Origin of the sequence: Pseudomonas sp. SBB6, from assembly GCF_024213215.1 — a bacterium.
Classification (GTDB): Bacteria; Pseudomonadota; Gammaproteobacteria; order Pseudomonadales; family Pseudomonadaceae; genus Aquipseudomonas; species Aquipseudomonas donghuensis.
Map to the genome: position 1 here is coordinate 274728 of NZ_JANAVH010000004.1, position 13976 is coordinate 288703.

General features: G+C 63.5%; 17 protein-coding genes. 5 read left to right on the forward strand and 12 right to left on the reverse strand.

Annotated features, from left to right (window positions below; all coding sequences use genetic code 11):
* Positions 1–17 precede the first annotated feature (17 nt).
* A complete protein-coding gene (locus tag NLX68_RS10080) occupies positions 18–980 on the forward strand; it encodes an amino acid ABC transporter permease (protein ID WP_254283871.1) in 963 nt (320 codons plus the stop codon).
* Positions 973–1707, forward strand: a complete 735-nt coding sequence (locus NLX68_RS10085) for an amino acid ABC transporter ATP-binding protein (RefSeq protein ID WP_254284067.1) — start codon at positions 973–975, stop codon at positions 1705–1707. The genes NLX68_RS10080 and NLX68_RS10085 overlap by 8 nt, the downstream gene beginning before the upstream one ends.
* A 97-nt stretch (positions 1708–1804) precedes the next feature.
* On the opposite strand, the gene NLX68_RS10090 is transcribed toward NLX68_RS10085, so the two are convergent.
* The 10 genes from NLX68_RS10090 to ubiE form a co-directional block, all read right to left on the reverse strand.
* Complete coding sequence (locus tag NLX68_RS10090; protein ID WP_254283872.1) at positions 1805–3721, reverse strand: methyl-accepting chemotaxis protein; 1917 nt, start codon at positions 3719–3721, stop codon at positions 1805–1807.
* Between the two features lie 78 nt (positions 3722–3799).
* A complete protein-coding gene (locus NLX68_RS10095) occupies positions 3800–4507 on the reverse strand; it encodes a 16S rRNA (uracil(1498)-N(3))-methyltransferase (protein WP_254283873.1) in 708 nt (235 codons plus the stop codon).
* A complete protein-coding gene (gene tatC, locus NLX68_RS10100) occupies positions 4504–5295 on the reverse strand; it encodes a twin-arginine translocase subunit TatC (protein WP_010222333.1) in 792 nt (263 codons plus the stop codon). The genes NLX68_RS10095 and tatC overlap by 4 nt, the downstream gene beginning before the upstream one ends.
* The gene (gene tatB / locus NLX68_RS10105; protein WP_010222334.1) at positions 5292–5675 is read right to left on the reverse strand and encodes a Sec-independent protein translocase protein TatB; all 384 of its coding nucleotides are present in this window, start codon (positions 5673–5675) and stop codon (positions 5292–5294) included. The genes tatC and tatB overlap by 4 nt, the downstream gene beginning before the upstream one ends.
* 3 nt (positions 5676–5678) lie before the next feature.
* Positions 5679–5948: a twin-arginine translocase TatA/TatE family subunit gene (locus NLX68_RS10110; RefSeq protein ID WP_010222335.1), complete on the reverse strand. Its 270-nt coding sequence runs from the start codon at positions 5946–5948 to the stop codon at positions 5679–5681.
* Positions 5949–5973: 25 nt separating this feature from the next.
* Complete coding sequence (locus NLX68_RS10115) at positions 5974–6309, reverse strand: phosphoribosyl-ATP diphosphatase (RefSeq protein WP_010222337.1); 336 nt, start codon at positions 6307–6309, stop codon at positions 5974–5976.
* Position 6310: 1 nt separating this feature from the next.
* Entirely contained in the window at positions 6311–6703 is a 393-nt protein-coding gene (hisI, locus tag NLX68_RS10120) for a phosphoribosyl-AMP cyclohydrolase (protein WP_254283874.1), read from the reverse strand.
* 72 nt (positions 6704–6775) lie between these two features.
* Positions 6776–8383: a ubiquinone biosynthesis regulatory protein kinase UbiB gene (gene ubiB, locus NLX68_RS10125; protein ID WP_254283875.1), complete on the reverse strand. Its 1608-nt coding sequence runs from the start codon at positions 8381–8383 to the stop codon at positions 6776–6778.
* Positions 8380–9003, reverse strand: a complete 624-nt coding sequence (locus tag NLX68_RS10130) for an SCP2 domain-containing protein (protein ID WP_254283876.1) — start codon at positions 9001–9003, stop codon at positions 8380–8382. Before NLX68_RS10130 ends, ubiB begins: the two co-directional genes overlap by 4 nt.
* On the reverse strand, positions 9003–9773 hold the full coding sequence (gene ubiE / locus NLX68_RS10135) for a bifunctional demethylmenaquinone methyltransferase/2-methoxy-6-polyprenyl-1,4-benzoquinol methylase UbiE (protein WP_254283877.1): 771 nt from the start codon (positions 9771–9773) through the stop codon (positions 9003–9005). Before ubiE ends, NLX68_RS10130 begins: the two co-directional genes overlap by 1 nt.
* 124 nt (positions 9774–9897) lie before the next feature.
* Between ubiE and NLX68_RS10140 the strand changes: the two genes are divergently transcribed.
* The 3 genes from NLX68_RS10140 to NLX68_RS10150 all read left to right on the forward strand — a co-directional run bounded on the left by NLX68_RS10140 (position 9898) and on the right by NLX68_RS10150 (position 11546).
* Positions 9898–10173, forward strand: a complete 276-nt coding sequence (locus NLX68_RS10140) for a polyhydroxyalkanoic acid system family protein (RefSeq protein WP_010222342.1) — start codon at positions 9898–9900, stop codon at positions 10171–10173.
* Positions 10174–10354: 181 nt separating this feature from the next.
* Positions 10355–10774, forward strand: coding sequence for a phasin family protein (locus NLX68_RS10145; protein ID WP_254283878.1), 420 nt, complete (start codon positions 10355–10357; stop codon positions 10772–10774).
* 10 nt (positions 10775–10784) lie between these two features.
* Entirely contained in the window at positions 10785–11546 is a 762-nt protein-coding gene (locus tag NLX68_RS10150; RefSeq protein WP_254283879.1) for a phasin family protein, read from the forward strand.
* 100 nt (positions 11547–11646) lie between these two features.
* Here the strand turns inward: NLX68_RS10150 and NLX68_RS10155 are convergent, their stop codons facing one another.
* Positions 11647–12261, reverse strand: a complete 615-nt coding sequence (locus NLX68_RS10155) for a TetR/AcrR family transcriptional regulator (protein ID WP_010221483.1) — start codon at positions 12259–12261, stop codon at positions 11647–11649.
* 13 nt (positions 12262–12274) lie between these two features.
* Positions 12275–13957, reverse strand: coding sequence for a class II poly(R)-hydroxyalkanoic acid synthase (gene phaC / locus NLX68_RS10160; protein ID WP_254283880.1), 1683 nt, complete (start codon positions 13955–13957; stop codon positions 12275–12277).
* Between the last annotated feature and the right edge of the window lie 19 nt (positions 13958–13976).

Here is a 13976-nt window from a genome sequence, read left to right on the forward strand (position 1 = left end):
TACGGAAGTACCCTCACGTGATCAAACACAAGAAAGCCCAGTGGCCCTGGCACGGGCTGACCGCGCTGGTCCTGATCGGCCTGGCGATCAGCCTGTATTACGCGACCTCGGTGATTTCCTACGAGTGGCGCTGGAACCGGGTGCCGCAGTACTTCGCCTACCAGGCTGAAGTCGCCCAGCGCGTCAGCGAAAACGGCACCATCGAAGCCATCGTCAGCAAAGGCGAGATGGCCAGCGTCACGGTACGTGACGAGAGCGGTGGCGAGCAGGTCTTCGAGGTCGAGCAGGCCAGCATGCAGCTGTCGCGCGGCGACGATGTGGCCGAAGGCGACCTGATCGGCGTTACCCATCACTGGGCTGCCGGGCCGTTGGCCTGGGGCCTGTGGACCACCGTATGGATCTCGGTCGCCTCCGGCGTGCTGGGGCTGCTGATCGGCCTGTTTGCCGGGCTTTGCCGGCTGTCGAACAACCCGACCCTGCGTGACCTGTCGACGGTCTACGTCGAGCTGGTGCGTGGCACGCCGTTGCTGGTGCAGATTTTCATCTTTTACTTCTTCATCGGCACCGTGCTCAACCTGTCCCGGGAGTTTGCCGGGGTGGCGGCGCTGGCGCTGTTCACCGGCGCTTATGTCGCCGAGATCGTCCGCGCCGGTGTGCAGTCGATCGCCAAGGGCCAGGGTGAAGCCGCCCGTTCGCTGGGCCTGAGCGCCGGTCAATCGATGCGCCATGTGGTGCTGCCGCAAGCCTTCAAGCGCGTGCTGCCGCCGCTGGCCGGGCAGTTCATCAGCCTGGTCAAGGACACCTCGCTGGTCTCGGTGATCGCCATCACCGAACTGACCAAAAGCGGTCGCGAGGCGATCACCACCTCGTTCTCGACGTTCGAGATCTGGTTCTGCGTCGCCGGTCTGTACCTGTTGATCAACCTGCCGCTGTCGCACATGGCCAGCCGGCTTGAGCGGAGGCTTGCGCAAAGTGATTGAAGTCCGTGACCTGGTAAAAGTCTTCGATACCCGCGGGCAGGTGGTGCGTGCGGTCGATCACGTCAGCACCAACGTGGCCAAGGGCGAAGTGCTGGTGGTACTTGGCCCTTCGGGTTCGGGCAAGTCGACCTTCCTGCGCTGCCTTAATGGCCTGGAGTCGTTCGATGAAGGCACCGTGGCCATCGACGGCCTGCAGCTGGCCGACCCGAAGACCGACGTCAACGCCTACCGCCGTGAAGTGGGCATGGTGTTCCAGCATTTCAACCTGTTCCCGCACATGACCGTGCTGGAGAACCTGTGCCTGGCGCAGAAGGTCGTGCGCAAGCGTGGCAAGGTCGAGCGCGAGGCCAAGGCCCGGGCGTTGCTGGAGAAGGTCGGGATTGCGCAGAAGGCCAATGAGTTCCCTTCGCGCTTGTCCGGTGGTCAGCAGCAGCGGGTGGCGATCGCCCGGGCCCTGGCCATGGACCCCAAGGTGATGCTGTTCGATGAGCCGACCTCGGCGCTCGACCCGGAAATGGTCGGTGAGGTGCTGGATGTGATGAAGACCCTGGCCCTGGAAGGCATGACCATGGTTTGTGTCACCCACGAAATGGGCTTTGCCCGGGAAGTGGCGGATCGGGTGCTGTTCTTCGATCACGGCAAGCTGCTGGAAGATTCGCCGCCGGAGGCGTTCTTCACCTCGCCCAAGGACCTGCGTGCCCAGGCGTTTTTGCGGCAGGTGCTCTGATACTGCGCGGCGCCTTCATCGCCGGCAAGGCCGGCTCCCACAGGTTCATCTGAGACCCGATCATTGTGGGAGCCGGCCTTGCCGGCGATGGGGCGGTTCAGAGCTGGAACTTGCCGACCAAGGTCTGCAGATGCGTCCCCAACCGCGCCAGCTCAACGCTGGAGGCCGCGGTCTCTTCACTGGCGGCCGAGGTCTGGTCCGACACATCCCGCACATTCATCACGCTACGGTTGATTTCTTCGGCCACCGCGCTTTGCTGCTCGGCCGCCGCAGCGATCTGCTGGTTCATTGCCTGAATCGAAGACACCGTGCGGGTGATGGTTTCCAGCGAGGTGCCGGCACGGCGAGTCAGCTCGACGCTGCTGTCGGTCAGGCCGCGGCTGGCGTCCATTACCGTGGCGACCTGCTGGGTGCCGTTCTGCAGGCCGGCGATCAACTGTTCGATCTCTTCGGTGGACTGCTGGGTGCGCTGTGCCAGGCTGCGTACTTCATCGGCGACCACGGCGAAGCCACGCCCGGCTTCCCCGGCGCGGGCGGCTTCGATGGCGGCGTTGAGGGCCAGCAGGTTGGTTTGCTGGGCGACTGACTTGATCACATCGAGCACGCTGCCAATCTTGTCGCTTTCGGCCTTGAGCTGGCCCATGGCTTCGCTGGAGTGGTTGACCTCGCTGGCCAGGCGTTCGATCTGGGCGATGGCTTCGCCGACCACCCGATCACCTTCGCGGGCCTGCTGATCGGCCATTACCGCCGCTTCCGAGGCTTCCTCGGCGTTACGTGCGACCTCTTGTACGGTGGCGGCCATTTCGTTCATGGCGGTGGCCACCTGGTCGGTCTCGACCTTTTGATTGTTGACCCCGGCACTGGTCTGCTCGGTGACCGCCGACAGTTCTTCGGCGGCGCTGGCAATCTGGGTGACGCCGTCGCCGATGCCGCCGATCAATTCGCGCAGGCTCACGGTCATGCGCTGCATGCTGTGCTGCAACTGGCCCAGCTCGTCACGGCGATCGATCTTGAGGTCGTGGCGCAGGTCGCCACTGGCAACCCGGTCGGCGGCATTGAGGGTTTGACGCAGGGGGATAATGATCTGCCGGGTAATCGCCCAGGCGGCCAGCAGGCCGAACAGCAAGGCCAGCACGGTGGCCAGGGCCAGCATCGACTTGGCGTGTTGCGACTCGTCATCGCGCAGGGTGGTGAGGGTGCTGGTCAGCTGCTGGCTCTGCTCGATCAGGTTCTGGCCCAAGGCAACCATTTGTTGAGCGGCTTGCTCGGAGGCGTTTTGCGCATTACCGAACTCGACCACGGCGCCGCGGTAGTTACCCAGGGCGCGGGCGGCCTGGTTGAAGTTGCTGGTGTAGCTGGCCGGCAGTACTTCGGCCAGGGTCTTGAGCTGCGAGGTGGCCTGGTCGATGGCCTCCAGCGCAGTGTGCTGGAATTCGGGCTTGCCGCTGTAGGTATAGCCACGCACCTGGAAGCGCGCCTGTTGCAGCAGCTTGCTGGCACCGACCACGCTGTTGAACAGGTTCAGGTCGCTGCCGCCGAGCAGTTGTTGCTCGACCTGGGCGATCAATGCCGCGGCCTCGTCGGCGCTGCTGCTGAGCACGGCACGAGCGGCTTCGCGCTGTTGGGCGGCCTTGTCGGCACTGCTTAGCGCCTGGCGGTACTGGCGCACGGCTTCGTGCTGCTGCTCGATACGACGGCGGTTCTCGGGCAGGACGATACGTTGGTCGACCGCTTGCAACTGGCGCTCAAGCGCAGCCAGGGCATTGTTGAGGTTCTGCGCCGCGGCCTCGTCGCCTTTGAGCTGGAAGCCCTGGCGGGCAATGCGCAGTTCGAGGGTGGCCTGGTGCACCTGGGAAATCCCACCCAGGGTGTCGCCACGGTTGCTGATACCGTTCAGGCCCTGCCAGCCGGTCAGGGTAATGGCCAGGGTCAGCAACAGGACCAGGCCGAAGCCGATGCCGAGTTTGAGATTGACGCTCACGTTACCCAGGTGCTGGGCTAACCAACGGTACATGGTGGGACTCCATTGCGATCGGCAGAGGCGATTATTTTTCTGGTGCCAATGCATCGGCCTGGAGCGGCAAAACTGAAGTCAGAACAGGCGGGCGAGCAGGGCGGTGACCGCTGTCTCCACGCGCAGGATGCGCTCGCCGAGTTGTACCGGGGCAAGGCCGGCCTTGCCCAGCAGGTCGATCTCGTAGGGAATCCAGCCACCTTCCGGGCCAATGGCCAGGGTAACCGGCTCGTTCAGCCCGCGCGGGCAGGGCGGGTACGGGCCTGGATGGCCGACCAGGCCGAGGGTACCTTGTGCAATGGCCGGCAGGCGGTCTTCGACAAACGGCTTGAAGCGCTTCTCGATGATCACCTCGGGCAGCACGGTATCGCGGGTCTGCTCAAGGCCGAGGATCAGCTGTTCGCGGATGGCTTCGGGCTCGAGGAACGGGGTTTGCCAGAAGCTTTTCTCGACCCGGTAGCTGTTGACCAGGATCAGTTTCGGCACGCCCATGGTGGCGACGGTCTGGAACACCCGACGGAGCATTTTCGGCCGTGGCAGGGCCAGCACCAAGGTCAGCGGCAGCTTGGCCGGTGGTGGCTGCTCGAAGCTGACGCTGAGCTCGGCTTCATGGCCTTCCAGGCGCAGTACCACGGCCTGGCCCATCAGCCCGCCGATACGCCCGACGCGCAGGGTATCGCCCACCGCCACGCGGTGGATTTCCTGCATGTGGGTAAAGCGCCGGTCAGCCAGCGCCACGCGATCGGCCACGATGAAATCGGCCTCTTCGAGTAACAGCAGGTTCACGGCTGAGTCGCTGGCGGCTGGTCGTTATGGTCGTCGGCAGCGTCTTCAGGGTGCTCGCTGCGCTTGCGGATCAGCCCGCCAAACAGCACGCCGATCTCGAACAGCAGCCACATCGGCACGGCGAGCAGGGTCTGCGAGAAGATGTCCGGCGGGGTCAGGATCATGCCGACCACGAAGCAGCCAATGATCACGTACGGGCGGATCTTCCTCAGGTACTTCACATCGACCACGCCGATCCACACCAGCAGGACCACGGCCACCGGGATCTCGAAGGCCACGCCGAAGGCGAAGAACAGGGTCATGACGAAGTCCAGGTAGCTGGAAATGTCCGTCATCATCGACACCCCTTCCGGGGTGGCGCTGGCGAAGAAGCCGAAGATCAGCGGGAACACCAGAAAATACGCAAAGGCCATGCCGGCGTAGAAGAGGATGATGCTCGACACCAGCAACGGAATGGCGATGCGCTTTTCATGGCGGTACAGGCCCGGCGCGATGAAGCCCCAGATCTGCTGGAGGATCAGCGGAATGGCCAGGAACAGCGAGACGATCATGGTCAGCTTGAACGGCGTCAGGAACGGCGAGGCGACGTCGGTGGCGATCATCGTCGCGTTGGCCGGCAGGTGTTCGCGCAACGGCGCCGAGACCAGGGTGTAGATCTGCTGCGCGAAGGAAAACAGCCCGGCGAAGATCAGGAAGATGGCCGCGACGCAGCGCAGCAGGCGTGTACGCAACTCGGTGAGGTGCGAAACCAGCGGCATCGGCTGGTCGTTTTCCGGAATATCGCTCATGGGGCTCGCGGGGGCTGTGTCGGTTCGGTGGGCGCGCTGGCGGCTGGCGGCGTGGTTTCGCTGCTGCTTGGTGTTGGCGCCGGGGCGCTTTCGCCATGGGCAACCGGGGTTGCAGGCGGCTCAGGCGTCACGCTGTTGGGGTTGAGGATCTTGCGCGCTTCCTGCTCCATGGAGAGGATGTGCTCGTTGTGCAACTGACGACGGATGTCATCGGCACCGATTTCGCGCTCGACCTCCTGCTTGATCGCATTGAAGCTGCGCTTGAGCCGGCCGATCCACAGCCCGGCGGTGCGCGCGGCGCCCGGCAGGCGCTCGGGGCCGAGCACCAGCAGGGCCACCAGGCCCACGAGCAACAGTTCGCTGAAGCTGATCCCGAACATTGATCAATCTTTCCTGATCGGCTCTTCGACCTTGTGGGCCTGGCCATCGATGGTCTGCGGCTGGTTCAGCGGCGAAGTAGCCTGCGGCTGGACGGGTTGCACCGGAGGGGGCGTCTGTTCGGCCGGCTTGGTCTCTTCTTCGTTCATGGCTTTCTTGAAGCCCTTGATCGACTCGCCCAGGTCGCTGCCGAAGTTCTTCAGCTTCTTGGTACCAAACACCAGTACCACCACGACCAGCAGGACGATCCAGTGTTTCCAGTCAAAAATACCCATGGTGCAATCCCTCGAAATAATTCAGTTAGGCCGACGGCTGACGCGCTGCTTTCTCGGCGTGCCCGGACAGGCCGAAACGGCGGTCCAGCTCGTCCAGCACCGCCTGCGGGTGCTGGCCCAGTTGGGCGAGCATGACCAGGCTATGGAACCACAGATCGGCGGTCTCGTAGATGACATCGCTGCAGTCGCCGCTGTGGGCGGCATCCTTGGCGGCGATGATGGTCTCGACCGACTCTTCGCCGAGCTTTTCCAGAATCTTGTTCAGGCCCTTGTGATACAGGCTGGCCACGTACGAGCTGTCGGGCTCGGCGCCTTTGCGCGCTTCCAGTACTTCGGCCAGGCGGGTCAGGGTGTCGCTCATGTCAGTGTCCTGCGCTGTAGATGGCATGCGGGTCCTTGATGACCGGATCGACGGTCTTCCACTCACCGTTGTCGAAGACCCGGTAGAAGCAGCTCTCGCGGCCGGTATGGCAGGCGATATGACCCAGTTGTTCAACCATCAGGATGATCACGTCGGCGTCGCAGTCCAGGCGCATTTCGTGCAGCTTTTGCACGTGGCCGGATTCTTCGCCCTTACGCCACAGTTTGCCACGCGAACGTGACCAGTAGATGGCCCGCTGCTCGGCGGCGGTCAGGGTCAGCGATTCGCGGTTCATCCAGGCCATCATCAGCACGCGCCCGGTCTTGTGGTCCTGGGCGATAGCCGGTACCAGGCCATCGCTGTTCCAGTTGATCTCGTCCAGCCAGTCTTTCATTTTCGACTCCAAAGCCGGGTTCGATCCTTTGCCGAACCCTTGCGCTAGTGTGCCAGCCAGCAGCCCGGCTGGCTATCGACGCACGATCAGGTAGAGGCCAGCGGCCAGCATCAGCCAGGCCGGCCAGGCAGCGGGAGCGCTGAGGCTGACCGCGCCGGTAGCCAGGGTGGCGCCGCCGCCGAGCAGGCCGGCACCGAGCAGGCGCAGGGCCCAGTGATCGTTCTTCTGCTGCCAGGGCGCGGGCGGGTCGGCCAGGTGCGGCTGCGACATGCGTTCGAGCAGGTCGCGGGTCATGCCGGCCAGGTGCGGGATCTGCTCGACCTGGCCATGCAGGTTCTGCAGCAGGGTCTTGGGGCTGACCCGTTCGCGCATCCAGCGCTCGAGGAACGGCTGGGCGGTGGTCCACAGGTCCAGGTCCGGGTACAGCTGGCGGCCCAGGCCTTCGATGTTGAGCAGGGTCTTCTGCAACAGAACAAGCTGCGGCTGGACTTCCATGTTGAAGCGCCGCGCGGTCTGGAACAGGCGCATCAGCACCTGGCCGAAAGAAATATCCTTTAACGGTTTTTCGAAGATCGGTTCGCACACGGTGCGGATCGCCGCTTCGAATTCATTCAGTTTGGTCTGTGCCGGTACCCAGCCCGAATCAATGTGCAACTGCGCCACACGGCGGTAGTCGCGCTTGAAGAAGGCAAACAGGTTGCGTGCCAGGTAGTCCTGGTCCTCGGGGGTCAGGCTGCCGACGATGCCGCAGTCGATGGCAATGTACTGCGGGCTCCACGGCTTGACCGTGCTGACGAAGATGTTGCCCGGGTGCATGTCGGCATGGAAGAAGCTGTCGCGAAAGACCTGGGTGAAGAAGATCTCCACGCCGCGCTCGGCGAGCATCTTCATGTCGGTGCGCTGGTCGGCCAGGGTCGCCAGGTCAGTGACCTGAATACCGTAGATGCGCTCCATCACCAGCACTTTCGGCCGGCACCAGTCCCAGTACACCTGGGGCACGTACATCATCTCCGAGCCTTCGAAGTTGCGCTTGAGCTGGCTGGCGTTGGCCGCCTCGCGCAACAGGTCGAGTTCGTCGTAGATGGTTTTTTCGTAGTCGTTGACCACTTCCACCGGATGCAGCAGGCGCGCATCGGCCGAAACCCGCTCGGCGCCGCGGGCGATCAGGAACAACCAGGCCAGGTCCTGGGCGATGATCGGCTTGAGACCGGGGCGCACCACCTTGACCACCACCTCTTCACCGCTCTTGAGCTTGGCCGCGTGTACCTGGGCCACCGAGGCCGAGGCCAGGGGCTCGACGTCGAAGCGGCTGAACACTTCGCTGATCTTCGCCCCGAGCTGCTCCTCGATCAGGGCGATGGCTTTTTGCGGGTCGAACGGCGGCACCCGGTCCTGCAGCAGCATCAGCTCGTCGGCGATGTCTTCGGGCAGCAGGTCGCGGCGGGTCGACAGCAACTGGCCGAACTTGATGAAGATCGGCCCCAGGTCCTGCAGCGCCAGGCGCAGGCGCGCGCCACGGCTGAGCTCCAGCTCTTTGCGCGGCAGCCAGCGCCAGGGCATGGCATAGCGCAGGCCCATCAGCCACCAGGGCAGGGGCAGGGCGAACAGCAGGTCATCGAGGCGGTAACGGATCACGACGCGCTGGATGCGCAACAGACGGCGGACGGCAAGCAGCTTCATGCGTTATCGCTGGTATCAAGGGATCGGGCAAGGCGCTCGATGCGCGCCTCAAGGCGTTCAATATCGACTTTTAGCGTGTCGAGTTCGCTGAAACGGGCTTCGGCTTCGCGCTGGCCTACCAGGGTCCGGGCCTCTTCGGCGAGGTACTCGGAGAGGTTCTGGTTGAGCGCCGCCAGGCCCTGGCGGGTCCAGTTGGCGCGGCTGCGCAAATGGCCACTGAGCAACTGCGTGGCGATCGGCCCCAGCCAGCGGGAGACTTCGTACTCCCAGTCAAGCTCCAGGTCCTGCAGCACCGCGACCAGATCGAGCAGCACCGCGCTATCGCCTTCAAGCTCGACCTGCGGGCTGTGCAGCACCGCGCTCTTGTCCTGGCTCAGGGCCAGGCGCACCAGGCTGCTGGCCGGCGCACGCAAGGTGCAGTCAGCCTCATTGGCCCAGTGCGTGGCGAGCATCAGGCCTTCGTCGCTGGGCAGGATGAACAGCTGCAAGGCCGGCTGGCGGCAGTCGATGGCAATTACCTTGCCGTCGAGCGGGCTCAAGCGCGGCAGCGCTGTGCTGTCCAGGCGCAGCACACGGTTGAGGCCGTGTTCGACGCTGGCGAGCAGGCCGGCCAGGAGCATCAGGGCTTGATTCCCCGGTGCAGGGCGACGATGCCGCTGGTCATGTTGTGGTAGGTGACGCGGTCAAAACCGGCCTCGACCATCATCGCCTTGAGGGTTTCCTGGTCGGGGTGCATGCGGATCGATTCGGCCAGGTAGCGGTAGCTTTCCGAGTCGTTGGTGATCAGCTTGCCGGCCAGCGGCATGAAGGCGAACGAGTAGGCGTCGTAGACCTTGGACATCAGCTTGTTGGTCGGCTTGGAGAACTCCAGCACCAGCAACCGGCCACCGGGCTTGAGCACCCGCAGCATGGAGCGGATGGCGTCTTCCTTGTGGGTGACGTTGCGCAGGCCGAAGGCGATGGTCACGCAGTCGAAGTGGTTGTCCGGGAACGGCAGTTTTTCGGCGTCGGCCTGGACGAACTCGATGTTGCCGGCCACGCCGCGGTCGAGCAGGCGGTCGCGACCGACCTTGAGCATCGACTCGTTGATGTCGGCCAGCACCACCTGGCCGGTAGGGCCGACCAGGTGCGAGAACTTGGCCGCCAGGTCGCCAGTGCCGCCGGCGATGTCGAGCACCCGGTTACCCGGGCGCACGCCCGACAGCTCGATGGTGAAGCGCTTCCACAGGCGGTGCATGCCGCCGGAGAGCACATCGTTCATCAGGTCGTACTTGGCCGCCACCGAGTGGAACACCTCGGCGACTTTATCGGCCTTCTGGCTTTCCGGCACGTTCTTGTAGCCGAAGTGGGTGGTGGGTTCGGCGTGGTCGCCTTTGCGCTGATCGTTCATATCGCTTCACCGGAAAAAATTACTGGCCATTCTAGGGCGTACGGTCGGATTTGTCTTGGCGGGGTGTGTCGCAGGTGGGGCGCGGGCATAATATAAGTATGCCTTCGAACCCAGGATTGAATGAATGACCCAGATCAGCGTTGAACGCAAACACAGCCTGGGCCGCGACGCGGCCCGGCAAAAGGCCGAAGCCCTGGTCGACAAGCTGGCCCGCGAATACGACCTCAAGGCCAGCTGGAACGGCGACCGGGTCGAGGTCAAGCGCAGTGGTGCCAACGGCAGCGTGCTGATTGGCGAGGACAGCATCAAGGTCGAGCTGAAGCTGGGCATGATGCTGTCGATGATGAGCGGGACCATCAAGAGCGAGATCGAGCGGGCGTTGGATAAAGCGTTGGCTTGATTGCGCGTTGACTTCATCGCCGGCAAGGCCGGCTCCCACAGGATTCGTGTGAGCCGGTCTGATTTGGATCAGCTGATCTTGCCCTTAGGGTGAGAATTCTAATTTTCCCCCCTACCTTGTGCTCAGGCCCAACTTCCGTGGGCAGTTCCTCCATTTCCGTTCAGAGCGTGAGGTGCAGAGCATGGCCAAAGTGATCCTGAAGAAAAAAGACGACGCCCAGCGCAGGTTGGGTGAGGTGCGCGGCTACGCGCGCAAGATCTGGCTGGCAGGCCTGGGGGCTTACACCCGGGTAGGTCAGGAAGGCGCCGACTACCTCAAAGAGCTGGTCAAGGCCGGCGAATCGGTAGAAAAACGCGGCAAGAAAAAACTCGATGCGAAGGTCGATGCCGCCAACTCCGAGATTGATTCGGTGAAGGGCGAGCTGACCAGCGTCAAGGGCAAGGTCGAGGTTCAACTCGACAAAATCGAAAAGGCTTTCGACACGCGGGTCGCAAGCGCCTTGAATCGCATCGGCATTCCGTCTAAACATGACGTGGAGGCACTCTCTGCCAAGCTCGATGAGCTCACGGCATTGCTTGAACGTGTTGCACGTAAACAATAAGGAGAGCGGGATGGCTGGCAAGAAGAATACTGAGAAAGAAGGCAGCTCCTGGGTCGGGGGGATCGAGAAGTATTCCCGCAAGATCTGGCTGGCTGGTTTGGGTATCTACTCCAAGATCGATGCGGATGGCAGCAAGCTGTTCGACACCCTGGTCAAGGATGGTGAGAAAGCTGAGAAGCTAGCCAAGAGTTCGGTCGACTCGGCCAAGGCCACTGCGAAATCGGCTAGCTCTCGGGTCAGTGATGTCAAAGATCGCGCGCTGGGCAAATGGGGCGAGCTCGAAGAGGCTTTCGACAAGCGCCTGAACAGTGCCATTTCGCGTCTGGGCGTGCCGAGCCGCAATGAAGTTGCCGCCCTGCACAAGCAGGTCGACACCCTGACCAAACAGATCGAGAAACTGACCGGCGCTTCGGTCACTCCGATCTCGAAAAAACCGGCGGCGAGCAAACCTGCAGCCAAGCCATTGGCCAAGGCTGCACCGAAAGCGGCGGCGAAACCTGCAGCAAAAACTGCAGCGGCTAAACCTGCAGCCAAGCCAGCGGCGAAAACCGCAGCGGCAAAACCTGCGGCCAAGCCAGCAGCCAAACCGGCTGCGGCGAAGAAACCGGCAGTGAAGAAGCCAGCGGCCAAGCCGGCAGCTAAACCTGCAGCAGCGAAGCCGGCGGCACCTGCGGCCAGCGCTGCACCGGCGCCAAGCCCGGTATCGGTAGCCAGTGCTGCACCGGCTGCTCCGGCGCCGTCAGCTCCGGCAAGCCCGATCAGCCAGTCCTGATACTGGCTTTATCGCGGGGCAAGTCGGGTCGCCGCACCGCCGCTCCCACAGGATTTTGTGGGAGCGGCGGTGCGGCGACCCGACTTGCCCCGCGATGCTTTCAGCCCTCCAGATACCTTAGCGCCAACTGCTCGGCCGCATGCCGCGAACCCGCCTCCAGGTGTGGCGCCACCAGCATCATCACCTGATACACCACCACCCCTACCTCACCCTCACGGGCCAGCACCCGTTGGTAATCAAGCGAGAACAGCAGCGTCAGGGTGATCTGCTCAACAAGCTGTCCCAACGCGCGCGTATCGCTGAGCACCTGGCCCTGCGCCTTGAGGCTGGCCAGCAGCGCCGCCAGGGTGCGCTTGAGGGCGTTGAGCAGGTTGCGCATGCCGCGAGCCAGCTTGGGCAAGCGCCCGGTCAGGTTCGACAGGTCCTGGAACAGGAAGCGGTATTGGGCCATGCGCTCGACGATCAAGTGCAGGAACAGCCAGTAGTCCTCGGCATCCAGGCGCACTTCCAGCGGCGGGTCGAGCAGTGGCGTGAGCTCTTCCTCGAAACGTTCGAACAACCCCAGCACCAGCGGCTCCTTGCCGTGGAAGTGGTAGTAGAGGTTGCCCGGGCTGATGCCCATCTCGTTGGCAATCTCCAGGGTCGAGACATTCGGCTCGCCCTGGCGGTTGAACAACTGCAGGGCACATTCGAGGATACGGTCGCGGGTTTTCATCCGTTCTTCTTGTTCAGCGCGCCTGGACGTAGGTGCCGGGCGCGGGGTCCATGGGAGGGTAGTGCTGGTTGCCAAGGGCCATCAGGGTTTCGCGCTGGGCGCCGGAGCGCGCTTGAATCCATTCCAGCCACTGCGGCCACCAACTGCCGTCGATCTGCTTGCCATCGTAGAGCCAGGCCCGCGGGTCACTGCTCAGGCGCGAGTTGTCGACGTAATGCGCCTTGGGGTTGCCCGGTGGGTTGATGATGCTCTGTACATGGCCGCTGTTGGCGAGGATGAAGCGCTTGTCGCCACCGAGCAGCAATGCCGAGCGATACACCGCATCCCAGGGAGTGATGTGGTCGTTGTTGCCGGCGACGCTGAAGCTGTCGACGTTGACCTTCTGCAGATCGATCGGCGTGCCGCACACCTCAAGGCCCGCGGCATGGGCCAGCGGGTTGTGCTTGAAGAAGTCCAGCAGGTCGCCATGCAGCGCGGCCGGCAGGCGGGTGTTGTCGTTGTTCCAGTAGAGAATGTCGAACGCCGGTGGCGCCTTGCCCAGCAGGTAGTTGTTGACCCAGTAGTTCCAGATCAGGTCGTTGGGGCGCATCCAGGCAAACACCCGGGCGATTTCGCGGCCATCGAGCACCCCTTGCTGGTAGGAGCGGCGCTTGGCCGCTTCCAGGGTTTGCTCATCGGCGAACAGGCTGGCCGGGCTGTCGATCTGGCTGTCGAGCAGGCTGACCAGGTAGGTGGCGCTGTTGACCCGGCGCAACTGGCGCTTGGCCTGCAAGTGGCCTTGCAGTGCGGCCATGGTCAGGCCGCCGGCGCAGGCACCCATGAGGTTGACCTCGCGGCTGCCGGTGATCGCCCGGCACACGTTCATGGCTTCTTCCAGCGCTTCGACGTAGCTCGACAGGCCCCACTCGCGATGACGCGGGTCGGGGTTGCGCCAGCTGATCATGAAGGTCTGCAAGCCGTTCTTGAGCATGTACTGAACGAAGCTGTTGGCCGGGCTCAGGTCGAAGATGTAGAACTTGTTGATCTGCGGCGGTACCACCAACAGCGGCTTGGCATACTGCTTTTCGCTCATCGGCTTGTACTGGATCAGCTCCAGCAGCTCGTTGCGAAACACCACCGCGCCCGGCGTGGTGGCCAGGTTGCGGCCGACTTCAAAGGCTTGTGGATTGACCTGGCGCGGCAGGCCGTCGTTGTGGCGCAGGTCATCGAGCAGGTGGTTGATGCCGCGCACCAGGCTCAGGCCGCCGGAGTTGAACAGCTCCTTGACCGCCAGGGGGTTGAGCAGCGAGTTGCTGGGCGACACGGCATCGTTGATCAAGGTGAACAGGAAGTGCGCGCGGGCGCGGTCGTCCGGCTCCAACTGGCTTTCATCGATCCACAGGCGGGTCTGCTTCTGCCACGCCAGGTATGCCTGCAGGCCGCGGCTGTAGAGCGGGTTCTGGCTCCAGGCCGGGTCCTTGAAGCGGTTGTCGCGGGGGTTGGGTTGATAGGGCGTTTCGCCGAGCAGCACTTTGCCCAGTTGATTGCCGAGGGCGAGCATGTGCTTGGCGGTGTGCAGCGGATGGCGCAGGCCATGGCGGCTGACACTGCGCAAGGTCGAGAGCAGGTCACGACCGCGCAGGCCGCTGATCGCACTCTGCACGTTCATATAGGTGGCGGGGACCGGTAGCGATCCCTTTGCGGGTTTGTCTTTCATCAGGCAACACTCCGTCGTC

Coding starts and splice junctions, on each gene's coding strand:
- NLX68_RS10090 (WP_254283872.1), bottom strand. CDS start 3,721: ATGTACCGTTGGTTAGCCCAGCACCTGGGTAACGTGAGCGTCAATCTC.
- tatC (WP_010222333.1), bottom strand. CDS start 5,295: ATGAGCGATATTCCGGAAAACGACCAGCCGATGCCGCTGGTTTCGCAC.
- tatB (WP_010222334.1), bottom strand. CDS start 5,675: ATGTTCGGGATCAGCTTCAGCGAACTGTTGCTCGTGGGCCTGGTGGCC.
- NLX68_RS10110 (WP_010222335.1), bottom strand. CDS start 5,948: ATGGGTATTTTTGACTGGAAACACTGGATCGTCCTGCTGGTCGTGGTG.
- NLX68_RS10115 (WP_010222337.1), bottom strand. CDS start 6,309: ATGAGCGACACCCTGACCCGCCTGGCCGAAGTACTGGAAGCGCGCAAA.
- hisI (WP_254283874.1), bottom strand. CDS start 6,703: ATGAAAGACTGGCTGGACGAGATCAACTGGAACAGCGATGGCCTGGTA.
- ubiB (WP_254283875.1), bottom strand. CDS start 8,383: ATGAAGCTGCTTGCCGTCCGCCGTCTGTTGCGCATCCAGCGCGTCGTG.
- NLX68_RS10130 (WP_254283876.1), bottom strand. CDS start 9,003: ATGCTCCTGGCCGGCCTGCTCGCCAGCGTCGAACACGGCCTCAACCGT.
- ubiE (WP_254283877.1), bottom strand. CDS start 9,773: ATGAACGATCAGCGCAAAGGCGACCACGCCGAACCCACCACCCACTTC.
- NLX68_RS10140 (WP_010222342.1), top strand. CDS start 9,898: ATGACCCAGATCAGCGTTGAACGCAAACACAGCCTGGGCCGCGACGCG.
- NLX68_RS10145 (WP_254283878.1), top strand. CDS start 10,355: ATGGCCAAAGTGATCCTGAAGAAAAAAGACGACGCCCAGCGCAGGTTG.
- NLX68_RS10150 (WP_254283879.1), top strand. CDS start 10,785: ATGGCTGGCAAGAAGAATACTGAGAAAGAAGGCAGCTCCTGGGTCGGG.
- NLX68_RS10155 (WP_010221483.1), bottom strand. CDS start 12,261: ATGAAAACCCGCGACCGTATCCTCGAATGTGCCCTGCAGTTGTTCAAC.
- phaC (WP_254283880.1), bottom strand. CDS start 13,957: ATGAAAGACAAACCCGCAAAGGGATCGCTACCGGTCCCCGCCACCTAT.